Source organism: Chryseobacterium sp. OV279, from assembly GCF_900128945.1.
Classification (GTDB): Bacteria; Bacteroidota; Bacteroidia; order Flavobacteriales; family Weeksellaceae; genus Chryseobacterium.
The window spans coordinates 144,080-163,174 of sequence record NZ_FQUD01000002.1; the positions used below are offsets into that span (position 1 = coordinate 144,080).

At 37.4% G+C, this 19,095-nt stretch carries 14 protein-coding genes; 11 read left to right on the top strand and 3 right to left on the bottom strand.

What is annotated here, in order from left to right; all coding sequences use genetic code 11:
* Positions 1–39: 39 nt before the first annotated feature.
* The 6 genes from BUA72_RS08660 to BUA72_RS08685 are packed head-to-tail and all read left to right on the top strand — an operon-like array spanning position 40 to position 3,867.
* Positions 40–276, top strand: a complete 237-nt coding sequence (locus BUA72_RS08660) for a hypothetical protein (protein ID WP_072922618.1) — start codon at positions 40–42, stop codon at positions 274–276.
* A gap of 37 nt (positions 277–313) precedes the next feature.
* Positions 314–961 (top strand): hypothetical protein, encoded by a 648-nt coding sequence (locus BUA72_RS08665; RefSeq protein ID WP_072922619.1) that lies wholly within the window; start codon positions 314–316, stop codon positions 959–961.
* A 26-nt stretch (positions 962–987) separates the two neighbouring features.
* The gene (locus tag BUA72_RS08670) at positions 988–1,467 is read left to right on the top strand and encodes a hypothetical protein (RefSeq protein ID WP_072922620.1); all 480 of its coding nucleotides are present in this window, start codon (positions 988–990) and stop codon (positions 1,465–1,467) included.
* A gap of 38 nt (positions 1,468–1,505) precedes the next feature.
* Positions 1,506–2,948 carry a hypothetical protein gene (locus BUA72_RS08675; RefSeq protein WP_072922621.1) on the top strand — a complete coding sequence of 481 codons (1,443 nt, stop codon included), beginning with the start codon at positions 1,506–1,508 and terminating at the stop codon, positions 2,946–2,948.
* A gap of 7 nt (positions 2,949–2,955) precedes the next feature.
* Positions 2,956–3,417 carry a hypothetical protein gene (locus BUA72_RS08680; protein WP_072922622.1) on the top strand — a complete coding sequence of 154 codons (462 nt, stop codon included), beginning with the start codon at positions 2,956–2,958 and terminating at the stop codon, positions 3,415–3,417.
* A gap of 45 nt (positions 3,418–3,462) precedes the next feature.
* Positions 3,463–3,867: a hypothetical protein gene (locus BUA72_RS08685; protein ID WP_072922623.1), complete on the top strand. Its 405-nt coding sequence runs from the start codon at positions 3,463–3,465 to the stop codon at positions 3,865–3,867.
* Positions 3,868–3,927: 60 nt separating this feature from the next.
* On the opposite strand, the gene BUA72_RS08690 is transcribed toward BUA72_RS08685, so the two are convergent.
* From BUA72_RS08690 to ligA, 3 genes are all read right to left on the bottom strand, one after another.
* Complete coding sequence (locus tag BUA72_RS08690) at positions 3,928–6,396, bottom strand: DUF7619 domain-containing protein (RefSeq protein ID WP_072922624.1); 2,469 nt, start codon at positions 6,394–6,396, stop codon at positions 3,928–3,930.
* 290 nt (positions 6,397–6,686) lie between these two features.
* On the bottom strand, positions 6,687–8,987 hold the full coding sequence (locus tag BUA72_RS08695; RefSeq protein ID WP_072922625.1) for a DUF7619 domain-containing protein: 2,301 nt from the start codon (positions 8,985–8,987) through the stop codon (positions 6,687–6,689).
* A gap of 103 nt (positions 8,988–9,090) precedes the next feature.
* Positions 9,091–11,097, bottom strand: coding sequence for an NAD-dependent DNA ligase LigA (gene ligA, locus BUA72_RS08700; RefSeq protein WP_072922626.1), 2,007 nt, complete (start codon positions 11,095–11,097; stop codon positions 9,091–9,093).
* A 238-nt stretch (positions 11,098–11,335) separates the two neighbouring features.
* Between ligA and BUA72_RS08705 the strand changes: the two genes are divergently transcribed.
* From BUA72_RS08705 to BUA72_RS08725, 5 genes are all read left to right on the top strand, one after another.
* Positions 11,336–14,422, top strand: coding sequence for a TonB-dependent receptor (locus BUA72_RS08705; RefSeq protein ID WP_072922627.1), 3,087 nt, complete (start codon positions 11,336–11,338; stop codon positions 14,420–14,422).
* Positions 14,423–14,484: 62 nt separating this feature from the next.
* Positions 14,485–15,231 carry a glycerophosphodiester phosphodiesterase gene (locus BUA72_RS08710; RefSeq protein ID WP_072922628.1) on the top strand — a complete coding sequence of 249 codons (747 nt, stop codon included), beginning with the start codon at positions 14,485–14,487 and terminating at the stop codon, positions 15,229–15,231.
* Positions 15,232–15,784: 553 nt separating this feature from the next.
* The gene (locus BUA72_RS08715) at positions 15,785–16,498 is read left to right on the top strand and encodes a 3-ketoacyl-ACP reductase (RefSeq protein ID WP_072922629.1); all 714 of its coding nucleotides are present in this window, start codon (positions 15,785–15,787) and stop codon (positions 16,496–16,498) included.
* 542 nt (positions 16,499–17,040) lie between these two features.
* Positions 17,041–17,868: a 50S ribosomal protein L11 methyltransferase gene (gene prmA / locus BUA72_RS08720; protein ID WP_047456219.1), complete on the top strand. Its 828-nt coding sequence runs from the start codon at positions 17,041–17,043 to the stop codon at positions 17,866–17,868.
* Positions 17,868–18,728, top strand: a complete 861-nt coding sequence (locus tag BUA72_RS08725) for an SH3 domain-containing protein (RefSeq protein WP_228407852.1) — start codon at positions 17,868–17,870, stop codon at positions 18,726–18,728. Before prmA ends, BUA72_RS08725 begins: the two co-directional genes overlap by 1 nt.
* Positions 18,729–19,095 lie beyond the last annotated feature (367 nt).

The following is a 19,095-nucleotide window of genomic DNA, read 5'->3' on the forward strand; positions in this document are numbered from 1 at the left end:
TAAATAAAATTTTTTAAATTCGAATGAAAATCGCACAAGGTGAATACATCAGATTTAAAAGCTGACTTGATCAACAGAATCAGTCAGTTAAAAGAAAAAAGAATGATGGAGGAGATTCAAAAACTGCTGGATTTTGAATTGAACGAAAACGAATATATTCTTACTGAATCCCAAAAAGAAAGAATTGCTGAAGCACAGGCAGAATACAAAAACTCAGCATATCTTACGGAGAATAAAGCCAATCAGGATATTGAAGAATGGCTGGGAGAAAAGTAACCTTTATAAATAAGAAGGAAGGAAAATAAAATTTGATATGATGAACAGAGTTCCAAAGGTGAAAAAAGTGATGCAGGATCAAAATTCTGAAGCCTGGAAGCAGCTGTGTCTTTATATTGATAAAGTGGCGGAAGAAGGACATGAGGAATTTGAACCGAGAACAGGAATTGGTTCAGAATTGTTTCAATTGATCGAAACGCTTCCAAAATCTATTGCCAAGCTGAAAAAAGTGAAAAAAATGATGCTTTATGGAAGTCATTTAAAGCAGATACCGCCGGAAATAGGCGAAATGGAATCGCTGGAAGAGTTTATTCCTTATACTTCTTATAACCTTATGTGGTTTCCTTATGAAATCATACATTGCAAAAATCTTAAAAGAAGTACGGTGAGTACAAGAGCGCTTTATGGAAATTATAAATTCCGGACCCATTTTCCTAATCTATATCAGCTCCCTTTAAGGTATTATGATTCCGAAATTGTAAAATGCAGTATCTGTAAAAATGAAATACCGGAAAATGAACCGGATCAGTATTGGATTTCATTACCGATCGCCACAGATGTTCTTCCTTTACTGGTGAATGTATGCTCAGAAAGCTGTAAAGCAAAGATTCCGCAACCTTCAGAATTATATGTTCAGTTTCCACATAAAGGAGGAGAATTTATAAAGCAACCCAAAAAATATTAATTTAATAGCCATTTTGATTTCTACCAATGTCTGATCATATCTTCGATTACGTATTACCCGTCTTTGTAGCGGCGCTGGTGATATTTAGGATATTTTGTTATCTTCAGAATAAAAAAATAATCACAAAATACAGGCAGCCGAGCTCCAGTGAATTGAAAAATATCAGTGGAAAGATTGTTGTAGAAAGTGGTTTTCTACGTAAAAATTTCCGTTATTGTACTTTTCACATTCTGCTGAATCAAAACTCGGTTTTTTTATTTCCTACGGACTTCTATTTTATTCACAGCCGTTTTATCAATCTGACTTTTAATTCTGATAAGAGAAACACGAAAAATCCTACAGGGCTCAGAGAATTTAGTTTCAGTAATGATTCTGTTGTTTTAATCTCTTATCCCGATTTTCTGGTTAACAGGAAACGAACGATCTATCTACAGCACCTTACACCTGACCAGATCAAGCTTTTTCAGGAAGCTTTAAAGAATAGAATGCCTTCTGCCTTGCATTAGTAAAATTCTTTTAAATTTACAGCTTAACAAAACATTCCATGAAAAGACCAATCAGTCTGTTATTATTCCTGTTCTTTTTCTCTGTCTACTCTCAGGTTTCTGATAAAACAGCAGCTATTATAAAACCTCTTGAAAAAAATAAATTATTCTATACAGGGAGTGATGGAGAAATGAAAAAAGTTGAAAAATTATTGTTAAAAAAAGCGAGTACGGAAGAACTTGTGTTCTTAGCAGAGAAAGGCGAAAATGTTTATATTAAGGCAACAGCCATTGATGTTCTGGCTAAGAAAAAAGAAGGTGATAAAATACTCGAAATTTTTAAAAAAAATCTTCATTCAAAAGAGAAATTGACTTATAGAACGGATTGTCTTGTAGATGATTATCTTTTGTCTGTCCATATTTTTGAATCAGTTTCTGTAGGGTCTAATTTTTCAGAAAAAGAAAAAGAGAATCTTGAAAGGAAAATGGAATATCTCGCGCTGAATGCATATCCTATTAACATGGAGCTTCTGGAAGCCTTGGCCTATGGCCTACCGATGAATAATGATATCTATACCAAAATCAGAAAGATAGTGGTGGATACAAAATCACCAGAACTGCTTGCAACCCTTGCAAAATATAAAAATCCAAATGATATAGAACTGATCAAAAGCTTTGGATTGAGCGCGTATTCTGCTATTGAGAAATTCCCTGATCCAAAATTTCTTCCGTTTATAAAAGAAAATATTAAGGATTCCCTGGATTTTCATGTGATGTTTGCGCTATCCAAATTTTGCAGTGAAGAGGCCAAAGAAATTGTGATCAAAGCGATTGCGCTGGATAAGAAACAGAGTGAAAAAAATGATTGCGGCAACGGATGCCTTTCCACGATTTATCAGCATATTTATATGGAAAGATGCAAACTTTACTATCCTTTATTGGCAGATCTGTGGCTAACAGATAAAATTATATCTTTTGATATTCTGGACGATTATGAAAAAAAGCATACCCAAAAAGAAACAGCAAAATTTCTGCTTGATGGGTTTTTGCTGCCCGGGGAAGCGGAAGTTATTGCGGTTAATCGATTTGATATGGACGACCATGTCATGGATAATGCCTCTAGTGATATGACCTTTGACAGTGGTTTGAGGCTTGTCAAACTGTTGGAAAGAACTAAAAAGATATCGAGGGAAGCTTATGAAAAAGGACTGAGAAATTCTCTTCCGTATATGGATCCTCTCAGATTTCCCAGTTTTATATCCCAACTGAAAGATCATGCTTCAGTTTTGCAAAATAAAGATTTCCTGCTGAACCAACTGAAAAATAATGAAAATCCTTACGAACTGCTTTTTCTCATGAAAGGGATAAAAATGCTTAAGGATAAAAACCTTTTCAATGAAGGAGCTGTCATTGTAGTCAGCAGAAAAGCGGAATTTAAAAAGTTTCCGGTCTGGGAAGAAAAATACAGAAGTTTTATCAAAGAAAATAACATCAAAGAATAATTGAACAATGAATACGATAAAAATCTTTTTGATCAGTCTGTTTTGTATCTTTCTCCACACGCAGGTGTCGGGACAGGCTTTTAAACTGGAAGAGCTTGCGAGATTTAACCAATTGAGTATGGCTGCTTTTAAAACAGAAATTAAGACACATCAATATACGTTCTACGACAAAACAGAAAGCCCTGTATTCATTCTGTTTGAGTATGACAGTCCGGGTTATATCTACAAGATCGGAAAATTTGAATATACGGAGGAAAAATCTCAGGACAATATAGAGTTTCAGTTCAAGGATAAAAAAGAGCATGATGCCTACATAAAAACAATGCTTGCAGCAGGCTATAAACAGACCGAAAAAGGAAAGATTATGACCGGAGAAATCTATGTGGATTACTTTAAAAATAAAGCACAGATCCGAATGGTTTATCCTAAAACTTCACGGGACAACTATACGATTCTCGTTTTTAAATAAACCGGTTTTCAATAAGGGCTAAATCTGGATTAAAACTAAAAAGCTATGCTGGGATTCTTCATTTATGTATTACTGGTCTTTGCTGCAGCGAATTTATATTATTTCTTATTTTCAAATAATCCAGGCTGGAAAAGGATGATGCTGTATGTCGTGCTTCCTTTCTCAGCTCTTCTTTTGGTTACTGACATATTTTTAAGCCTTATAGATTCTGATGATCTGGTGCGTAATACCGGAGACTTCTTTATATTCCTTTTGTTTTCCAATATTTTGCTGGCCGGTTTTGCTTTTTTTCTTTTGGTAATTCATAATACGGTTACCGGGATGTTTTCGTCAGCTAAAAGCTATGGGACTTACGTTTTTGTATTTACGGTGACAGCATTTTTTGGATGTCCTTTGCTTGCTTTTGTTTTATATGCGTTGGTATCACTTATTTTTGGACTCGGATCATAGGAATAGAAAAGAGCTGTGAACAAAATCACAGCTCTTGTAGATATAAAAAAGATGATGAGTTTAATTTTTTATGAATTTCTGAACCATCGTTTTGTCTTTGCTGAATAGTTTAATGATGTAATTTCCTTTGGCCAGTTCAGAAACATTCACAGCATCACCTTTTACGCTTTTCGTATTCATAATTCTTCCGGCTGCATCATAAATTTCAGCTTTGATGATCTCTTCACCGGATTTGATGTGAAGAATATCCTGTACCGGATTGGGATAAATACTTAGATTTCCCTTGTCACTTTTAGTTTCTGCCGTAGCCAGTATGCCTCTGACAGCCGTTGTATAAGTATTTGTAATAATCGGGGCATTATAATCAAAATAAATATCGGCGGTATTGCTGAATACATCACCGGATGTCAATGTAGATTTCGTTTTGATTTTGAAAGAAATATATCCGTCGTTATTGGCGTCATCAAACGGAAGCTGGATATTCTGGAAAATAAATTCTGCCATATTGGTTCCGGACATTCTCGTTACAAAACTGTGGCTTGCGCTTAATGGCATTAATGTAGAAATATCAAATTTGGAAGCATCAATCACATCTTTTACTACGATATTTCTTGCATTGGCAGTTCCGTTATTTTCAAAGCGGATCAGGTAATGAACGTAATCTCCCACCTGAGTCTGTGCGATCATCGTCCCTTCAAGACAGGTTTTATCATTTGGATCCAGAGAATTCACCACCGTTTGGTTCAGGGTAAACGTATTGTCAGTAGGCGTATCATCCGGCGCTCCGTTGATCTGTGCAGTATAATGCAGGATGTCACCGTCATGTAAAGGCGGGGTATCTGTAGGGGTATTCATTTCAAATTTAGCCTTGATTTCTCTTGTTTCAAAAGGAAGAAGACCCGTGAAATTCCAGTTCAGATTTCCGGTTGACTGTGAATTTGGAGTTACTGTAGCATTCATAAAATCCATCACGCTGTCATTGAAACTGAATCCAATGGTTCCGGACTGCATGGTTGTTCCTTTATTTTTGAAAACAATTTTGTAATCCGATTCAAATCCCGGTACTGCGGAATCCAGAGGGATAATGACAATTTCAAGATCCGGATGAGAACCGTTTGCTGTCATGCAGAAATCCCTGGTCAATGGACTTGCCTGTGAAGGAAAATTCGCAGTGGAAGACAATGGAGAAATGTTGAAATAAGTAGGGTTTTCAAGAACCGGTGTCAAGGTATATAATCCTGCCGGTACCGGAATAGAGTAGTTTCCGGAATAGTCTGCAATGATACTTCCCGTAGTTCCGCCTCCTGAAATATTGATTTTCTGGAAAGCTTTATTTAAATCTGCCGGATCGCAGCCGTTTCCATTAAGGTCATATTTGGTATTGCCTTTAACGGTATAAAATGTACCGCCTGGAGTGAACGAGCAGTAAGAGTTTACCGTTACATTATTGTATCCGTACGTTGCATTTTGGCTTATGATATTGTTCATTTCTGAATCATCACAACAGATATAACTTAAATTGGGGTTGTTTTGATAACCTCCGCTCGTAAATCTTCCGTTTTTTATAAACAGGCTCTGTAAATTGTTGTTTGGAACATTGAGTGAATTCAGGGCTGTGTTGTGGCTGATGTCAAGAGAAGTCAGCTGGTTGTTATTCAGGAAAAGCGTATTCAGTAAAGGCACAACTGAAAGATCAATACTTGTGAGCTGGTTATTCAGTATCCTCAGATAAGTTAAGATCGGACTCTGACTTAAATTAATCGTAGAAAGACTGTTATAACTGGCTTCCAGTGTTTTTAATTTAGGCGTATTCTGAAGATTAATGGAGGTAAGTTGGTTGGCTGAGCATACAACGTCTTCAAGTTTTGTTAAGTTACTCAAATCAAGATTCGTCAATGAATTTCCGGAAATATTAAAGCGATACAGATCAACCAGCGAGCTTAGATTGATGCTGGAGATGTCATTGTTGCTGCAGAGCAAAAACTTCATCGTTGTACTTCCTGAATAATTAATGGTCTGTACCTTTCCTCCCGTACACGTCAGAATATTCATTTTCGGAAGATTGGAAATATCGAGATTGACAATTTTAGCATTGGATACATTGATGTTTTCAAGAAGAGGGCAACCTGTAAAATTGGCGGCAGTCATATTGACGTTATTCGTGAAACTTACCAGTGCAAGCTTCGGCATCCCGCTCACATCTGTAGAAAGCATGTTCGGACAGTTCGATACTTCCAGATATTCCAGATTCGTAAATGATTTTACACCTTCTATGGAAGAGATCTGAAACGAACCGTTGTTGGAGCTATAAATATTGATATTCCGGATGTTGAGGGCTTCAGAAACCTGTATTTCGCCGTCATTATTGGTGTCGATATTGATCCATTGTCCTGCAAGATTTTGGGTGATTTGGTTAGTAGCATTTCCCGAAAGCAGTTTAGCTTTAAAAACCGGATCCGAAATGCTGACAATCTGTGCAACGACAGATAAATGTGCAATGAACAGCACAAAAAAGTAGATTTTTTTCATGGTTTGGTGATATTAGTTGTGTAAATATATAAAAAATAATATTGCGAAAAATAATTACTTTTTGGTTTTTAATTAATTATATAATGATGTTTTTATTGATTTTAATTAAATTAAATTCTTTGAATTGATTATTTGTGTTAATTTTTTTCAAATGATAATTTGAATACTTTTTGAATCTGAATCGTTCTGCAAACCATGTCAAGGTTCAAAACCTTGACATGGTTATTAGCTAAAACAAAAAAAGCTGTGAGATTCTCACAGCTTTTAAAGTATAATAACGTCAATTACTTTTAGGCTTTAATAAATTTAAGCGCCAGCGTTTTGTTTTTTGTAGAAACTTTGATGATGTAATTTCCTTTCGCCAGATCAGAAACATTCACAGCATTGTTCTTCACACCTGCCGTATTAAGGATTCTTCCGGCTGCGTCATAGATTTCAGCTTTAATAACCTCATCTTTTGATTGGATATAAAGAAGATCTTTTACCGGATTCGGATAGATTCTGAAATCATCTTTGCTGGTATTCACTTCAGATGTTGCCAGTACGGTTTGTACTGAAGTGGTATACGTATTGGTGACGATAGGAGCGTTATAGTCAAAATAAATTCTGGCTGTATTGCTGAAGCTGTTTCCGGCTGTTAAAGTAGATTTTGTCTTAATTTTGAATGAAACATAGCCGTCATTATTGGCATCATCAAAAGGAAGCTGAATATTTTCAAAAATAAATTCCGCCGTATTGGTTCCCGAAATTTTGGTGACAAAACTGTGACTTCCGTTTAATGGAACCAGCGTAGACAGATCAAATTTGGAGGTGTCAATATCATCTTTTACAACAATATTTCTTGCATTGGCAGTACCGTTGTTTTCAAACCTGATCAGATAATGAACATAATCTCCAACCTGAGCCTGTTCAATGGATGCGCCTTCCAGACAGGTTTTATCATTCGGGTCAAAAGAATTTACAACTGTCTGATTCAATGTAAATGTGTTATCTGCAGGAGTTTCATCTGCAACCCCGTTGATCTGGGCCGTGTAGTGAAGCACATCACCCATATTTAAAGAAGGGGTCTGCGTTGAGGTATTCAAAGTAAACTTAGCTTTGATTTCTCTCGATTCAAAAGGAAGAAGATTCGTGAAATTCCAGTTTAAAACTCCCGTAGATTGAGAATTGGGAACTGTAGTTGCACTTACAAAATTCATCAGGTCATCATTGAAACCGAATACCACATTTCCTGACTGCGTTCCGGTTCCTTTATTTTTGAAAACAATTTTATAATCTGCATCAAACCCCGGAACAGCAATATCTGTCGGGATAATTACAACTTCAAGATCCGGATGATTGCCATTGGCCGTCATGCAGAAATTCTGTGTTAGTGGGCTTGTTTGCGCAGGGAAATTAGCCGTTAAACTTGTTGGTGAGATATTAAAATAAGTCGGATTTTCAAGAACCGGGCTGATGGTATGGGCTCCCGCCTGTACTGGAATTGAGTAATTTCCTGAACTGTTAGCCATTATACTTCCTGAAATACTTCCGCTGGTAATATTGAATTTTTGGAATGCTTTGTTGGGATCATTCACATCACAACCATTATTGTTACTGTCAAATTTTGTATTTCCTGAGATCGTGTAAAAAGCTCCACCCGGAGTAAATGAACAGTATGAATTCACAACACATGAAGTGGTAGAAGGCAGTAAGGCATTTACGTTGGAAATTTCAGAATCATCTGCACAAATATACGCAAGATTGGGTGTGCTGGAAAAAGTGGAATTAATACTTTGTGTAAAGTTATTGATGCCATTTTTAATAAATAGTGACTGAAGGTTGGGATTCATGTCACAAGAAAATGATTTTAGATTTGCATTGTGAGATAAATCAAGACTTATAAATTTGTTATACGTACAATTGAGGACCTCAAGTTTAGAAAATGTGCTGAAATCAAATGCTGTAAACTGATTGCCTGAAATAGTTAAATATTTTAAATTGGGTGTTTGATTTAAAGGTATGGTTGTGAGCTTATTTGAAGGGAGATATAAGGTGTTGAGATTTGTATTATTATTTAAATATATATTGGAAAGAAGAGATTGCGTAATATGCAAATCATATAAATTTGTTAATCCCGATACGTCAATAGACGAAATCTTACTCATAAAAATGTCAAGACTATATAGCTGGCTGCAACCCTGTACGTTTATTGATGACAAAAGTGAGCACATATTGGTCTCTACATTGCGTAGTAATGGACTGTTGCTTAAATCAAGCGTTTGTAATGATGGAAAGCTGTTTATATAAATATCAGTGAGATTGGTGAAACTTTTTATCCCCTCCATTGAGGTGAGATTATTGAAAAAGTAAGAATGATTTGGAATTACATTTAAATCAAAATTTAATTTGCTGATACTGGCTGCTTCAGATAATTGAATTTCTCCATCATGATTGGCATCAATAGTAACATAAAATCCATTGAGATTCTGAGCCAAGTAGGGAGTGTCAGCAAGCAGGATCTGCTTAAAATTGGCATCAGGAATATTCACAGTCTGAGCCTGAAATAAAGAAAGGATCATCATACAAATGATGAAGTAGATTTTTTTCATGGATTAATCTTATTTAGTTTATTATTCTTTTCTTGGTGAAAAAGAACAAAAATAAACCATTGAAATCTAATTTCAATGGTTTAATTATAATTTGTTAAATATTTTACTGTTTCTCTATCAGATTCAGAAACTCCTGTTCATCCAGAATCGTGATGGTTCCGATATCCTGAGCCTTTTTTAGCTTGCTTCCTGCCTTTTCTCCAACCACCAGGAAGTTGAGGTTTTTAGATACTGCAGAAATATTTTTCCCACCATGTTTTTCCACCATTTCTTCCGCAGATTCTCTGGTGAATAAGGATAGTTTTCCTGTGAAAAGGAATGTTTTTCCTTCCAGAACATTGGATAAAACCTCATTCGTACTTTCGCCTTTTTCAAGCTGTACTCCGTAAGACTTCAGACGTTCGATCATCAGAATATTTTCAGAATTCTTGAAAAATTCCACAATACTTACCGCGATCTTCGCTCCGATATCTTCTACCTGACAAAGTTCTTCTACAGTGGCTTCCTTCAGCTCATCAATGGTCGCGAAATTTTTTACCAGCTTCTTGGCAACCGTTTCACCCACATGCTTGATCCCGATTCCGTAAAGAACCTTTTCAAAAGGAATTTCCTTGGACTTCTCAATCCCCGAAATAATATTCTGCGCAGATTTTTCCGCCATCCTTTCCAGAGGAAGAATCTGCTCCTTCGTTAAAGCATAAAAGTCAGCAGGATTTTCAACTAACTTTTCTCTGTAAAGCTGTTCTATCGTCTCACTTCCAAGATTATCAATATTCAAAGCCTTTCTGGAAACATAATGAATCATTCTTCCCACCACCTGAGGCGGACAGTGAAGTTCATTCGGGCAGAAATGGATTGCTTGGTCAACGATTTTCACCAATTCAGTTCCGCATTCAGGACAGTTTTTAATATATTCGATTTCTCTGCTTTCGGAAGTTCTTTTTTCAGTGTGTACGCCTACAATTTTAGGAATGATCTCACCGCCTTTTTCCACATACACAAAATCATGCTCATGCAGATCCAGTTTTTTAATGATATCTTCATTGTGAAGAGAAGCTCTTTTGACAATAGTTCCTGCCAGGAGAACAGGTTTTAAATTGGCCACCGGAGTGATGGCTCCCGTTCTTCCTACCTGATAAGAAACACTCTGAAGCTCAGTTTCCACCTTTTCAGCTTTGAATTTATAAGCCATCGCCCATCGCGGTGATTTTGCGGTGTAGCCCAGCTGTCTCTGCTGCTGTAAAGAATTCACTTTTAAAACAATTCCATCAATTTCAAAAGGAAGATTATGACGTTCCGTATCCCAGAAACTGATAAATTCCTTCACTTCATCCATCGTTTTGCAGAGTTTCGCCTGCTGTGAGGTTTTAAAGCCCCAGCCCTGTGCTTTCTGAAGCAGCTCCCAATGCGTTTCTGCAGGAACATCCTCAGAAATAAACTGGTAAAGTACAGAAGACAGACTTCTTTTTCTTACCTCGCCGCTGTCCTGCATTTTTAAACTTCCGCTGGCGGTGTTCCTTGGATTCATAAAAGGATCCAAACCTTCCTCTTCACGCAGTTTATTGAGTTTATCGAAATTTTTTCTCGTCAGATAAATTTCACCTCTCATAAAAAACTGAGCCGGGAAATCACCTTTCAGCGTCAGGGGAATATCCGAAATAGTTCGGACGTTGGAAGTGATCTCATCTCCCTGAAAACCGTCACCACGCGTTACGGCCTGGGACAGCTTTCCGTTTTCATAAAGAATAGAAATAGAAGCCCCGTCATATTTCAGCTCAGCAACAAATTCCACCGGATCATTGATGGTTTTGATAATTCTCTTCTCCCAGTCTTCCAGATCATCGAAATCATAGGAATTATCCAGAGAATACATTCTGAACTTATGCTGAATGGTAGGGAATACTTTGGTAATTCCTCCGCCTACACGTACCGTAGGTGAATTCTCGTCGTAAAATTCAGGGTGTTTTGCTTCCAGATCCTGAAGCTCTTCCAGAAGCATATCAAACTCATAATCAGAGATTGTAGCGGCATCTAGATGGTAGTAATTTTCATTATGCTGATGGAGCTCTTTTCGGAGCTGCTCTATCTTTTGCTGTATATTTTCAGACATTCCGTTCTATCTTTTGAGCAAAAATAGCTAAACTAATCTCATTAAAAAATACCGCAATAAAATATTATGGGAAAATTAAAAAAGCGTAATATGGCTTAACATGTTGATTGAATGTAAATTAAAGCACTTGTTTAAATTAATTTAACACAACGTTATGATTAAGTTGAAAATTTGTTAAAGCTCTCTTAAACACCCGGTCCATAAAGTCAAAATACCTTTGCACATCTAATTTGTTAAGATGAGAAAAGTAAAGATTGTACTAGGATTATTGTTTTTGGGATTTGGAACACTGGCTTATGCGCAGACTACGCAGGCTTCTATTGTGGGAAGAATTACCGGACTGGGCAGTACCGCTCAGGAAAAAGTGAAAGTAACCATAGTGAACGAGTCTACAGGGTTCAGGACGGAGACGGAAACCAATTCGAAAGGTGAATATATTTTTAAAGAAATTCCTCTGGGCGGACCTTATACGGTGATCGTGAACGAGGAAAAGAAAGAAGGATATAACGTTAACTTCGGAGACCAGGTTACGGTAAACATGAGCTTAGGTGGAGACGAAAAGCAGATAGAAGAAGTGGTAGTCACCGGAAACCTTAAAAACAAGATCGGAAACCTTGGAGCGGCTACAGCGATTTCAGCGAAGAACATCAGCATGCTCCCGGTCAACGGAAGAAATTTCACCAATCTTACTGAATTATCTCCACTAAGCGGAAAAGGGGGAAACCTGTCCGGACAGCTGGGATCTTCTACCAACTTTACGATCGACGGAATGACGGCGAAAAACCCGACTTCTGCAGGATCTACAACCAGCCGTAGTGGTGCACCGTTTTCTATCTCGATAGAAGCAGTTCGTGAATTTAAGATTACTACTAACCAATATGATGTAACCCTGGGAAGAAGCGGTGGTGGAACGGTAAGTGCCGTTACCAAATCCGGGACGAATAAATTCTCGGGAAGTGCATGGGAATATCTGAGAACAAACTGGCTTTCCAGCCCGTATGACATCAGAGGGAACAAAAGAGAAAATGATTTCTCTACATCTCAGTTCGGTTTTTCATTGGGAGGGCCAATCATTAAAAACAAATTACATTTCTTCGTTGCATGGGATCACCAGTTAGATTCAAGGCCGTTGCAAATTGCAGATATCAAATCTACAGATGATGAAAAAAGATTTAATACAACCACGCAGACGCTAAACCAGTTTCTGGATATTGCAAGATCAAAATACGGGGTAGGAAATTCGCCACAGTTCGGAAGTTTTGATAAGGTAAGAAATTCAGATGCCGGTTTCCTTCGTCTGGACTGGCAGATCAACGAAAAAAACTTATTGACATTACGGAATAATTTCACGTATGACCTGAATAAAAACGGATTGGCAGATAATACCGCGATCAATTTTTTTGAGTCTTACGGGAATGATAAAAACCTTGACAATAGCTTACTTTTGACGTTGAGAACGAACGTTAGACCGAATATCACGAACGAATTAAAAGCACAATATTTATACACGTTTCAGGACAGTTATCAGAACAATCAATTAGGAAAACCGGTTCCAAGAGCAGTGGTAGAAGGTGTTACATCCAGTGTTGGAGCCACCAATATCCAGATTGGAGGGCATCGTTTCGGTCAGGAAGGTTTCAGGAATAACGTATTCCAGATTGTAGATAATTTATACTACAACACGGATAAAATTAAATATACTTTTGGGGTAGACCTGATGTATACCAGATCAAAATCTGTCTACGGAAGTGAAGTGAACGGAAGATTCCAGTTTCAGGGTATGAAGAATTTTGAAGATCTTAAGCCTTACAGATTCTACAGAGAAGTACCTTTGATGGATGATCCGTCTGTAAGATCCAGTATCTGGAATGCAGGATTATATGGGCAGATTCAGACCAAAATAGCAACAGGCCTTGATTTTATGGCCGGATTAAGATTCGATTATGGAGGATATCCGAAAGCTGAATTCAATCAGAAGCTTTTTGATGAAATGGGCATCAGAACGGATAATCAGATCAAATCATTTGTGATCCAGCCGAGATTTCAGTTTGACTGGAATATCAACGAAGGCAATAAAGATTTCTTAAAATTTGGTGCAGGAATCTTCTCTTCCGATATCAATAATTATATGGTGATCAATAACCTTGTTTTTGACGGAAAGCATTTGGCAACAGTAGATGTGAATCCCGGTAATGTTGGTCTGACTCCTAATTTCCCAGGATATAGAGATGACTACGGAAGCGTACCGTCACTTTCACAGTATCAGATCCCGACTATCAATTATACAGGTAAAGATGCGAAAATTCCAATCGTTTATAAAGCGAATATCTCTTATACCCACTTCTTTAATGAAAGATTCAGAGCGGGAATTGCAGGATACATGGCATTGGGAAGAAACAATTATTTTTACTACGACAGAAATATGAAGGCTAATCCGGCTTTCAACTTAGCCAACGAAGGTGGAAGAGGCGTATATGTACCTGAATCTACGATCATCAATAATGCAAATAACAGTGTAAGTATCGACTGGAAAGAAGGAAGAATCAATAAAAAATTCGGAAGAGTGCTTGAGCTTGTGAGTGATGGTAAAGTGAACCAGTACTCATTCGTGGTGGATACCAGCTACCGTTACTGGAAAGATGGGGAGATCACGGCAAGTTATACCTGGTCTGATATCAAAGACAATACCTCATACAATGGAAACGTAGCGAATTCGGCGACACTTTCCACACCGGTTCAGGGGGATCCGAGAGATTTAAGAATGACTTATTCTGATAACCAGTTCCGAAATAAAATAGTGCTTTACGGAAACTCGCCTACTATTGCAGGATTTACGCTGGGAGTAAGGTACTCCGGAATTGGAGGAACCCGTTTCTCAGTAACGGCAGGGGGAAATATCAACGGTGACTTTGTAGATTCCAACGACCTTGCATATATTTTCCCGGAAATCATTACCCAGCCGCTTCTCAATGACCCTGAAGTAGGTAAGGCTCTGAAAGATTATGTGGAAAAATACAACAATGCTATAGCAGAACGTAACGGTGGTAAAAATGGATTCTACGGAGTTTGGGATGTACGTGTTGCTAAAAAAATCAAGTTTGATAAAATCGGAGCTTTTGAACTTTCTGTTGATATTTTCAACCTGGCCAACCTTCTTAACAAAGAATGGGGTGTCAATAAGTCTTATGGAAATATGGCATTATACAGAGTGACAAAATTCAACCAGGCAACCAAACAGTTTGAATACGTTAAAAATACCAGCGGTTTAGCACCTCTTTCCGGGAATCCTTACCAGATTCAGATCGGTGCCAAATACAGTTTTTAATAGGTAAACACTACCTTTATCAAATGTTTTTAAGATTTTTATTTAATTATCTAAATTGTATTATGAAAAATTTTATCTTAGGGTTAGCAGTTTTAAGTACAGTCCTAATGAAGGCACAAACCCAGATTATCGCACACAGAGGCTATTTCCAGGCACAGCCGCCTACCACGGAAAATTCTATTCAATCTTTAGAGAATGCCCAGAAATTAAAAATATACGGATCGGAATTTGACGTAAGAATGACCAAAGACGGCATTCTGGTAATCAACCACGACGAGCACCACGGGGAAATGGAGATCTCTGAAACGTCTTTCAAAGAACTGGAAGCATTGAAACTTTCCAATGGTGAAAAGTTTCCTACGCTGAAAGATTATCTGAAACAAGGGAAAAAAGATACCTCTTTAAAACTGATCGTTGAGATCAAGCCGGCCAAAACTCCGGAACTGGAAAATGAGATCACTCAGAAGACCCTTAAAATGATCAAAGAAATGAAACTGGAAGGTCAGAGTGAGTATATTTCTTTCAGCTTAAACATTTGTAAAGAGATCAAAAAACTGGAACCGAAATTTAAAGTACAGTATCTGAACGGAGAACTGTCTCCTGAGCAGATCAAAAAAGAAGGTCTTGACGGCATGGACTACCATTACAGTGTTTTCCAGAAAAATCCAACATGGATTGCTGATGCAAAAGCTTTGGGTCTTATCACGAACTCATGGACGGTCAATGATCCGGCAGTATACGAACAGTTGAAAAATCAGGGAATTGGTTTTGTGACCACAAATATTCCTGATCAGCTCAAAAATAAATAACATTTTTTGTTACTGAAATGAATGCCTGTCTCTTTTTAGAGGCAGGTTTTTTGTTTTTTACACCGCTAAACTACCCCGTCAAAAATTCCTTGAATTTCCGCAGATGTTTATGCATTTTGTTGGTTATCGCAAAGACGCAAGTTTTTTTTCTAATTTTAATACTTTAAGACGCAAGGATTCTATCTTCAATAAAATTGAATACCCCTGTCATTGCGAGGAGCACAGCGACGAAGCAATCTCATCATCACCCTGAAAATCTTTGATTTTACTGTGCCTTAAAAACGTGTTTAAATAAAGTTTTGCGCTTTTGCCGTATCCAATTTTTTCCAACATTGTTTACATAAAAAATCTTTGATTTTTAAGTGCTTACATGAACTTTTTATGCGCAAATCATTTTGATTTCAAATAACTTAAGTGTTAAAAAGCTTTTGTCTCTTTTGTGGTTAAAAAAACTTCAGAATCTAATACCTCTATTAAAATTGTATTAAATGTCTATTCTTCGGGTCTTGTCAAAATGTTCTTTCGTAAATTTGTCCTAAGAAAGAATAATATTATGAATATAAACGGAAAAAATGCCATCGTAACAGGTGGTGGAAGAGGACTTGGAAAGGCGGTGGCATTAGCTTTAGCCAATGAAGGAGTACATGTGGCCGTTACCGGTAGAAACGAAGAAAATCTTAAAAATACGGTTGAAGAGATCAAAGCACTTGGGGTAAACGCTGCATATGCGGTTTTCAGTATTGATAATGAGTCTGAAGTGAAAGCAGGTATCGAGTCTCTTGCGCAGCAATTGGGAAGTGTGGATATTTTGGTGAATAATGCAGGAATTGGAGATTTTGGAAGCATTGAAGAGATGTCTTCTGAAACTTGGGAACAGGTGATTAAAACCAACCTGTTTGGAGTGTATTATGCTTCTAAAGCTGTTTATCCGTTCCTGAAAGCGAAAGGTGAGGGAGATATTGTGAATGTAGCTTCCACGGCCGGACTTAAAGGTGGCCCGAATATGTCAGCGTACGCAGCTTCAAAAGCAGCAGTAGTTTCATTGTCACAGTCGATGATGGCGGAATGGAGAAAACAGAATATCCGTGTCATCACATTGACACCAAGTACCATCGCCTCTGATATGAGTATTCAGGGAGGACTTACAGACGGAAATCCGGATAAAGTACTTCAGCCGGAAGATTTTGCAGAATGGGTAAGAGATATTTTAAAGATGAACAGAAGAGCATTGATTGCGAATGGTTCTATTTTCTCTACAAATCCATAAAAGGGTTGATCGTATCTGTTTAATTGTTGCAGGATATTGGGTTACATGATACTCACTGCATTAATGTAAGCAATAAAATATTTGATGGGGCGGGCTTTAGCCCGTCTTTTTGCGTGAACCAATACAATAATAAGGCTTAACGTCTATCGATGATAAATAGAATAATCATTAAGATGTCAAAAATATTCAATAGAGGCGGGCTTTAGCCCGTCTTTTTGCTTGAATTCATACACAATATGAAGCTTAATGTCAATAGATGATGATACATAGCATATTCGTTAAAATGTCAAAAATATTCAATAGGAGCGGGCTTTAGCCCGCTTTTCATTTACACAAACCTATCCGGCTTTAGCCAAAATATAAAACAGTTGCCCGCTAGGTGTCAACGGTTCTGCGATTATAAAAAATCACCCGATTCATCAAAACTTTGCCCCTTTGCGATTAAACCAAATAACATTGTTCTTAAAATAATCCATACTCATGGCACTTCAATTTTTTTAACCGTAATAACATTCTTATTTTTGCACCAAATTACTTACGCAATGCAAAATTATTTAGAATTCAATTTCAAGATTTCTCCATTACAGCCATGGAACGAGATATTAATGGCAGAGCTTATCGAAATAGGTTTTGACAGCTTTACAGAAGAAATCGATGGAATTTTAGGATATATTCAGAAAGAACTTTTTAAAGAAGAAGAACTTAAGGCGCTTCCGCTTTTTGAAAACGAAAATGTGGAGATCACGTATTCGTTTGAAGAAATGCCGAATATCAACTGGAATGAAGAATGGGAAAAAAACTTTTCACCCATCAATATTGACGATAAAGTACTCATCAGAGCAGAATTCCATGAATCGGTAGAGGGAATGCATGAAATTATCATTCAGCCTAAAATGTCTTTCGGAACAGGGCATCATCCAACGACGCACCTGATGATTCAGCAGATGATGGATATTGATTTCAATGGTAAAAAAGTCCTAGACATGGGATGCGGAACTTCTGTATTGGCGATTTACGCAAAACAGCAGGGTGCAGGAGAGGTAAAAGCGATTGATATCGATGAATGGTCGGTAGAAAACTCAAAAGAAAATGCCGCAAGAAACGGCGTTGAACTGGATATTGAACTGGGAACTGCGGAAAATTTAGGAAAAGAGAATTTTGATATTATTCTGGCGAATATCAACAGAAATATCCTGATCTCTGATATTCCTACTTATGTTGGTGTCATGAATGAAGGCGGTAAATTATTACTTTCCGGACTGTGTTTCTTTGATGTGGATGATATTCTTGAAGTGTGTAAAGAAAGCGGACTTGAGCTGAAGAAGAAGCTTCAGCGTGAAGAATGGGTAAGCTTGCTGTTGGAAAAATAATGAAACAAAATACAAATATGAAATCTTTATTGACCGTTGTATGTCTGCTATTCCTGCAGCTTTTTTCAGCACAGGAGGAAAGTATGACGTATGCTGACGGCGTTTTTAGCTTTGAGGAAAATAAACCCCAGAAAGTCTTTACGGACTGGTCCAGAGTAAGAAAAGAACCGGATGTAAAATCACAGGTCACTGACTCGCTGCAGACCAATCAACAGGTGATGATTCTCAAAAAGGAAGAAACTATCCTGAGATTAGGTGAAAGAGGGGCCAACTGGTACAAAGTTTCCTATCAGAAAGGAGATGAAGTTTCCGAAGGTTATATCTGGGGCGGAAACCTCTGCGTAGGTTTTCGTAACAAAAACGGTTACGACTTCCTTTTTGGACTTTCCAAAACGGTAGACCGGAAAAGCAAAGAATATACCGGGACTGAAAAGCAAAATATCGCCGGCATCAAAGTGATGGAAGGAAATGCCCTGATCGATGAGGTATATTTTGATACCGGAAGGGGAGAAGAATTGAGTTATGGAACATTTACCATTGAAAGCGGACATAAGCTGCAGAACGTGGAATTGACACTTAAAGCAATGGTTTCCGGTGAAGCATGCGGAATTGCAAGCTATAGCCAGTATGTATTTTTTAGAGATAAAAAATTGCTAGCTCTGCCTCAGTTGACGAATGTTGGGGATGCCGATGTGTATTATCATACAGAAGAATTTGTTTTTCCTAATGATAAAGGTGGAATCTCCAATGCTTTTATCTTTAAAACGCAGGAAATGGAAAAAGATGATAAAGACAGGGAAAAGAAAAAACATTCCTCCAAAACATATCTTTGGGACGGAAGTTCTTATCAACTGAAATAAGTTTTTGACTTCAAATAAATATAACCGCTGTATCAATTACAGTGGTTTTTTTATGTCTTAAATAAATTAGATACGAATACAATTTTGCAGTTGAGGAAGAAAACACAGAAGAGTAAGCTGATATCTAACCTGTATTACTGTTTTTAAAAGGGTAAAAATCGCGTAAACTCAATCTTTCGGCCTGTAGTGGGTTTTTGCTAAATGAGCCGGATAAAAGGATATAACAGAAAGTAATGTCTGCGCGATTCTTTGAGCGCATCAGGATTCGAACCTTTGGCCGTCCCGATTACAAAATCGGGATGCTCTATCTATGTTTGTTTTTATTGAGATAATATAAAACAAAAAACCTCACAATAAAAATTGTGAG

Coding starts and splice junctions, on each gene's coding strand:
- BUA72_RS08665 (WP_072922619.1), top strand. CDS start 314: ATGATGAACAGAGTTCCAAAGGTGAAAAAAGTGATGCAGGATCAAAAT.
- BUA72_RS08670 (WP_072922620.1), top strand. CDS start 988: ATGTCTGATCATATCTTCGATTACGTATTACCCGTCTTTGTAGCGGCG.
- BUA72_RS08675 (WP_072922621.1), top strand. CDS start 1,506: ATGAAAAGACCAATCAGTCTGTTATTATTCCTGTTCTTTTTCTCTGTC.
- BUA72_RS08680 (WP_072922622.1), top strand. CDS start 2,956: ATGAATACGATAAAAATCTTTTTGATCAGTCTGTTTTGTATCTTTCTC.
- BUA72_RS08685 (WP_072922623.1), top strand. CDS start 3,463: ATGCTGGGATTCTTCATTTATGTATTACTGGTCTTTGCTGCAGCGAAT.
- BUA72_RS08690 (WP_072922624.1), bottom strand. CDS start 6,396: ATGAAAAAAATCTACTTTTTTGTGCTGTTCATTGCACATTTATCTGTC.
- BUA72_RS08695 (WP_072922625.1), bottom strand. CDS start 8,987: ATGAAAAAAATCTACTTCATCATTTGTATGATGATCCTTTCTTTATTT.
- ligA (WP_072922626.1), bottom strand. CDS start 11,097: ATGTCTGAAAATATACAGCAAAAGATAGAGCAGCTCCGAAAAGAGCTC.
- BUA72_RS08705 (WP_072922627.1), top strand. CDS start 11,336: ATGAGAAAAGTAAAGATTGTACTAGGATTATTGTTTTTGGGATTTGGA.
- BUA72_RS08710 (WP_072922628.1), top strand. CDS start 14,485: ATGAAAAATTTTATCTTAGGGTTAGCAGTTTTAAGTACAGTCCTAATG.
- BUA72_RS08715 (WP_072922629.1), top strand. CDS start 15,785: ATGAATATAAACGGAAAAAATGCCATCGTAACAGGTGGTGGAAGAGGA.
- prmA (WP_047456219.1), top strand. CDS start 17,041: ATGCAAAATTATTTAGAATTCAATTTCAAGATTTCTCCATTACAGCCA.
- BUA72_RS08725 (WP_228407852.1), top strand. CDS start 17,868: ATGAAACAAAATACAAATATGAAATCTTTATTGACCGTTGTATGTCTG.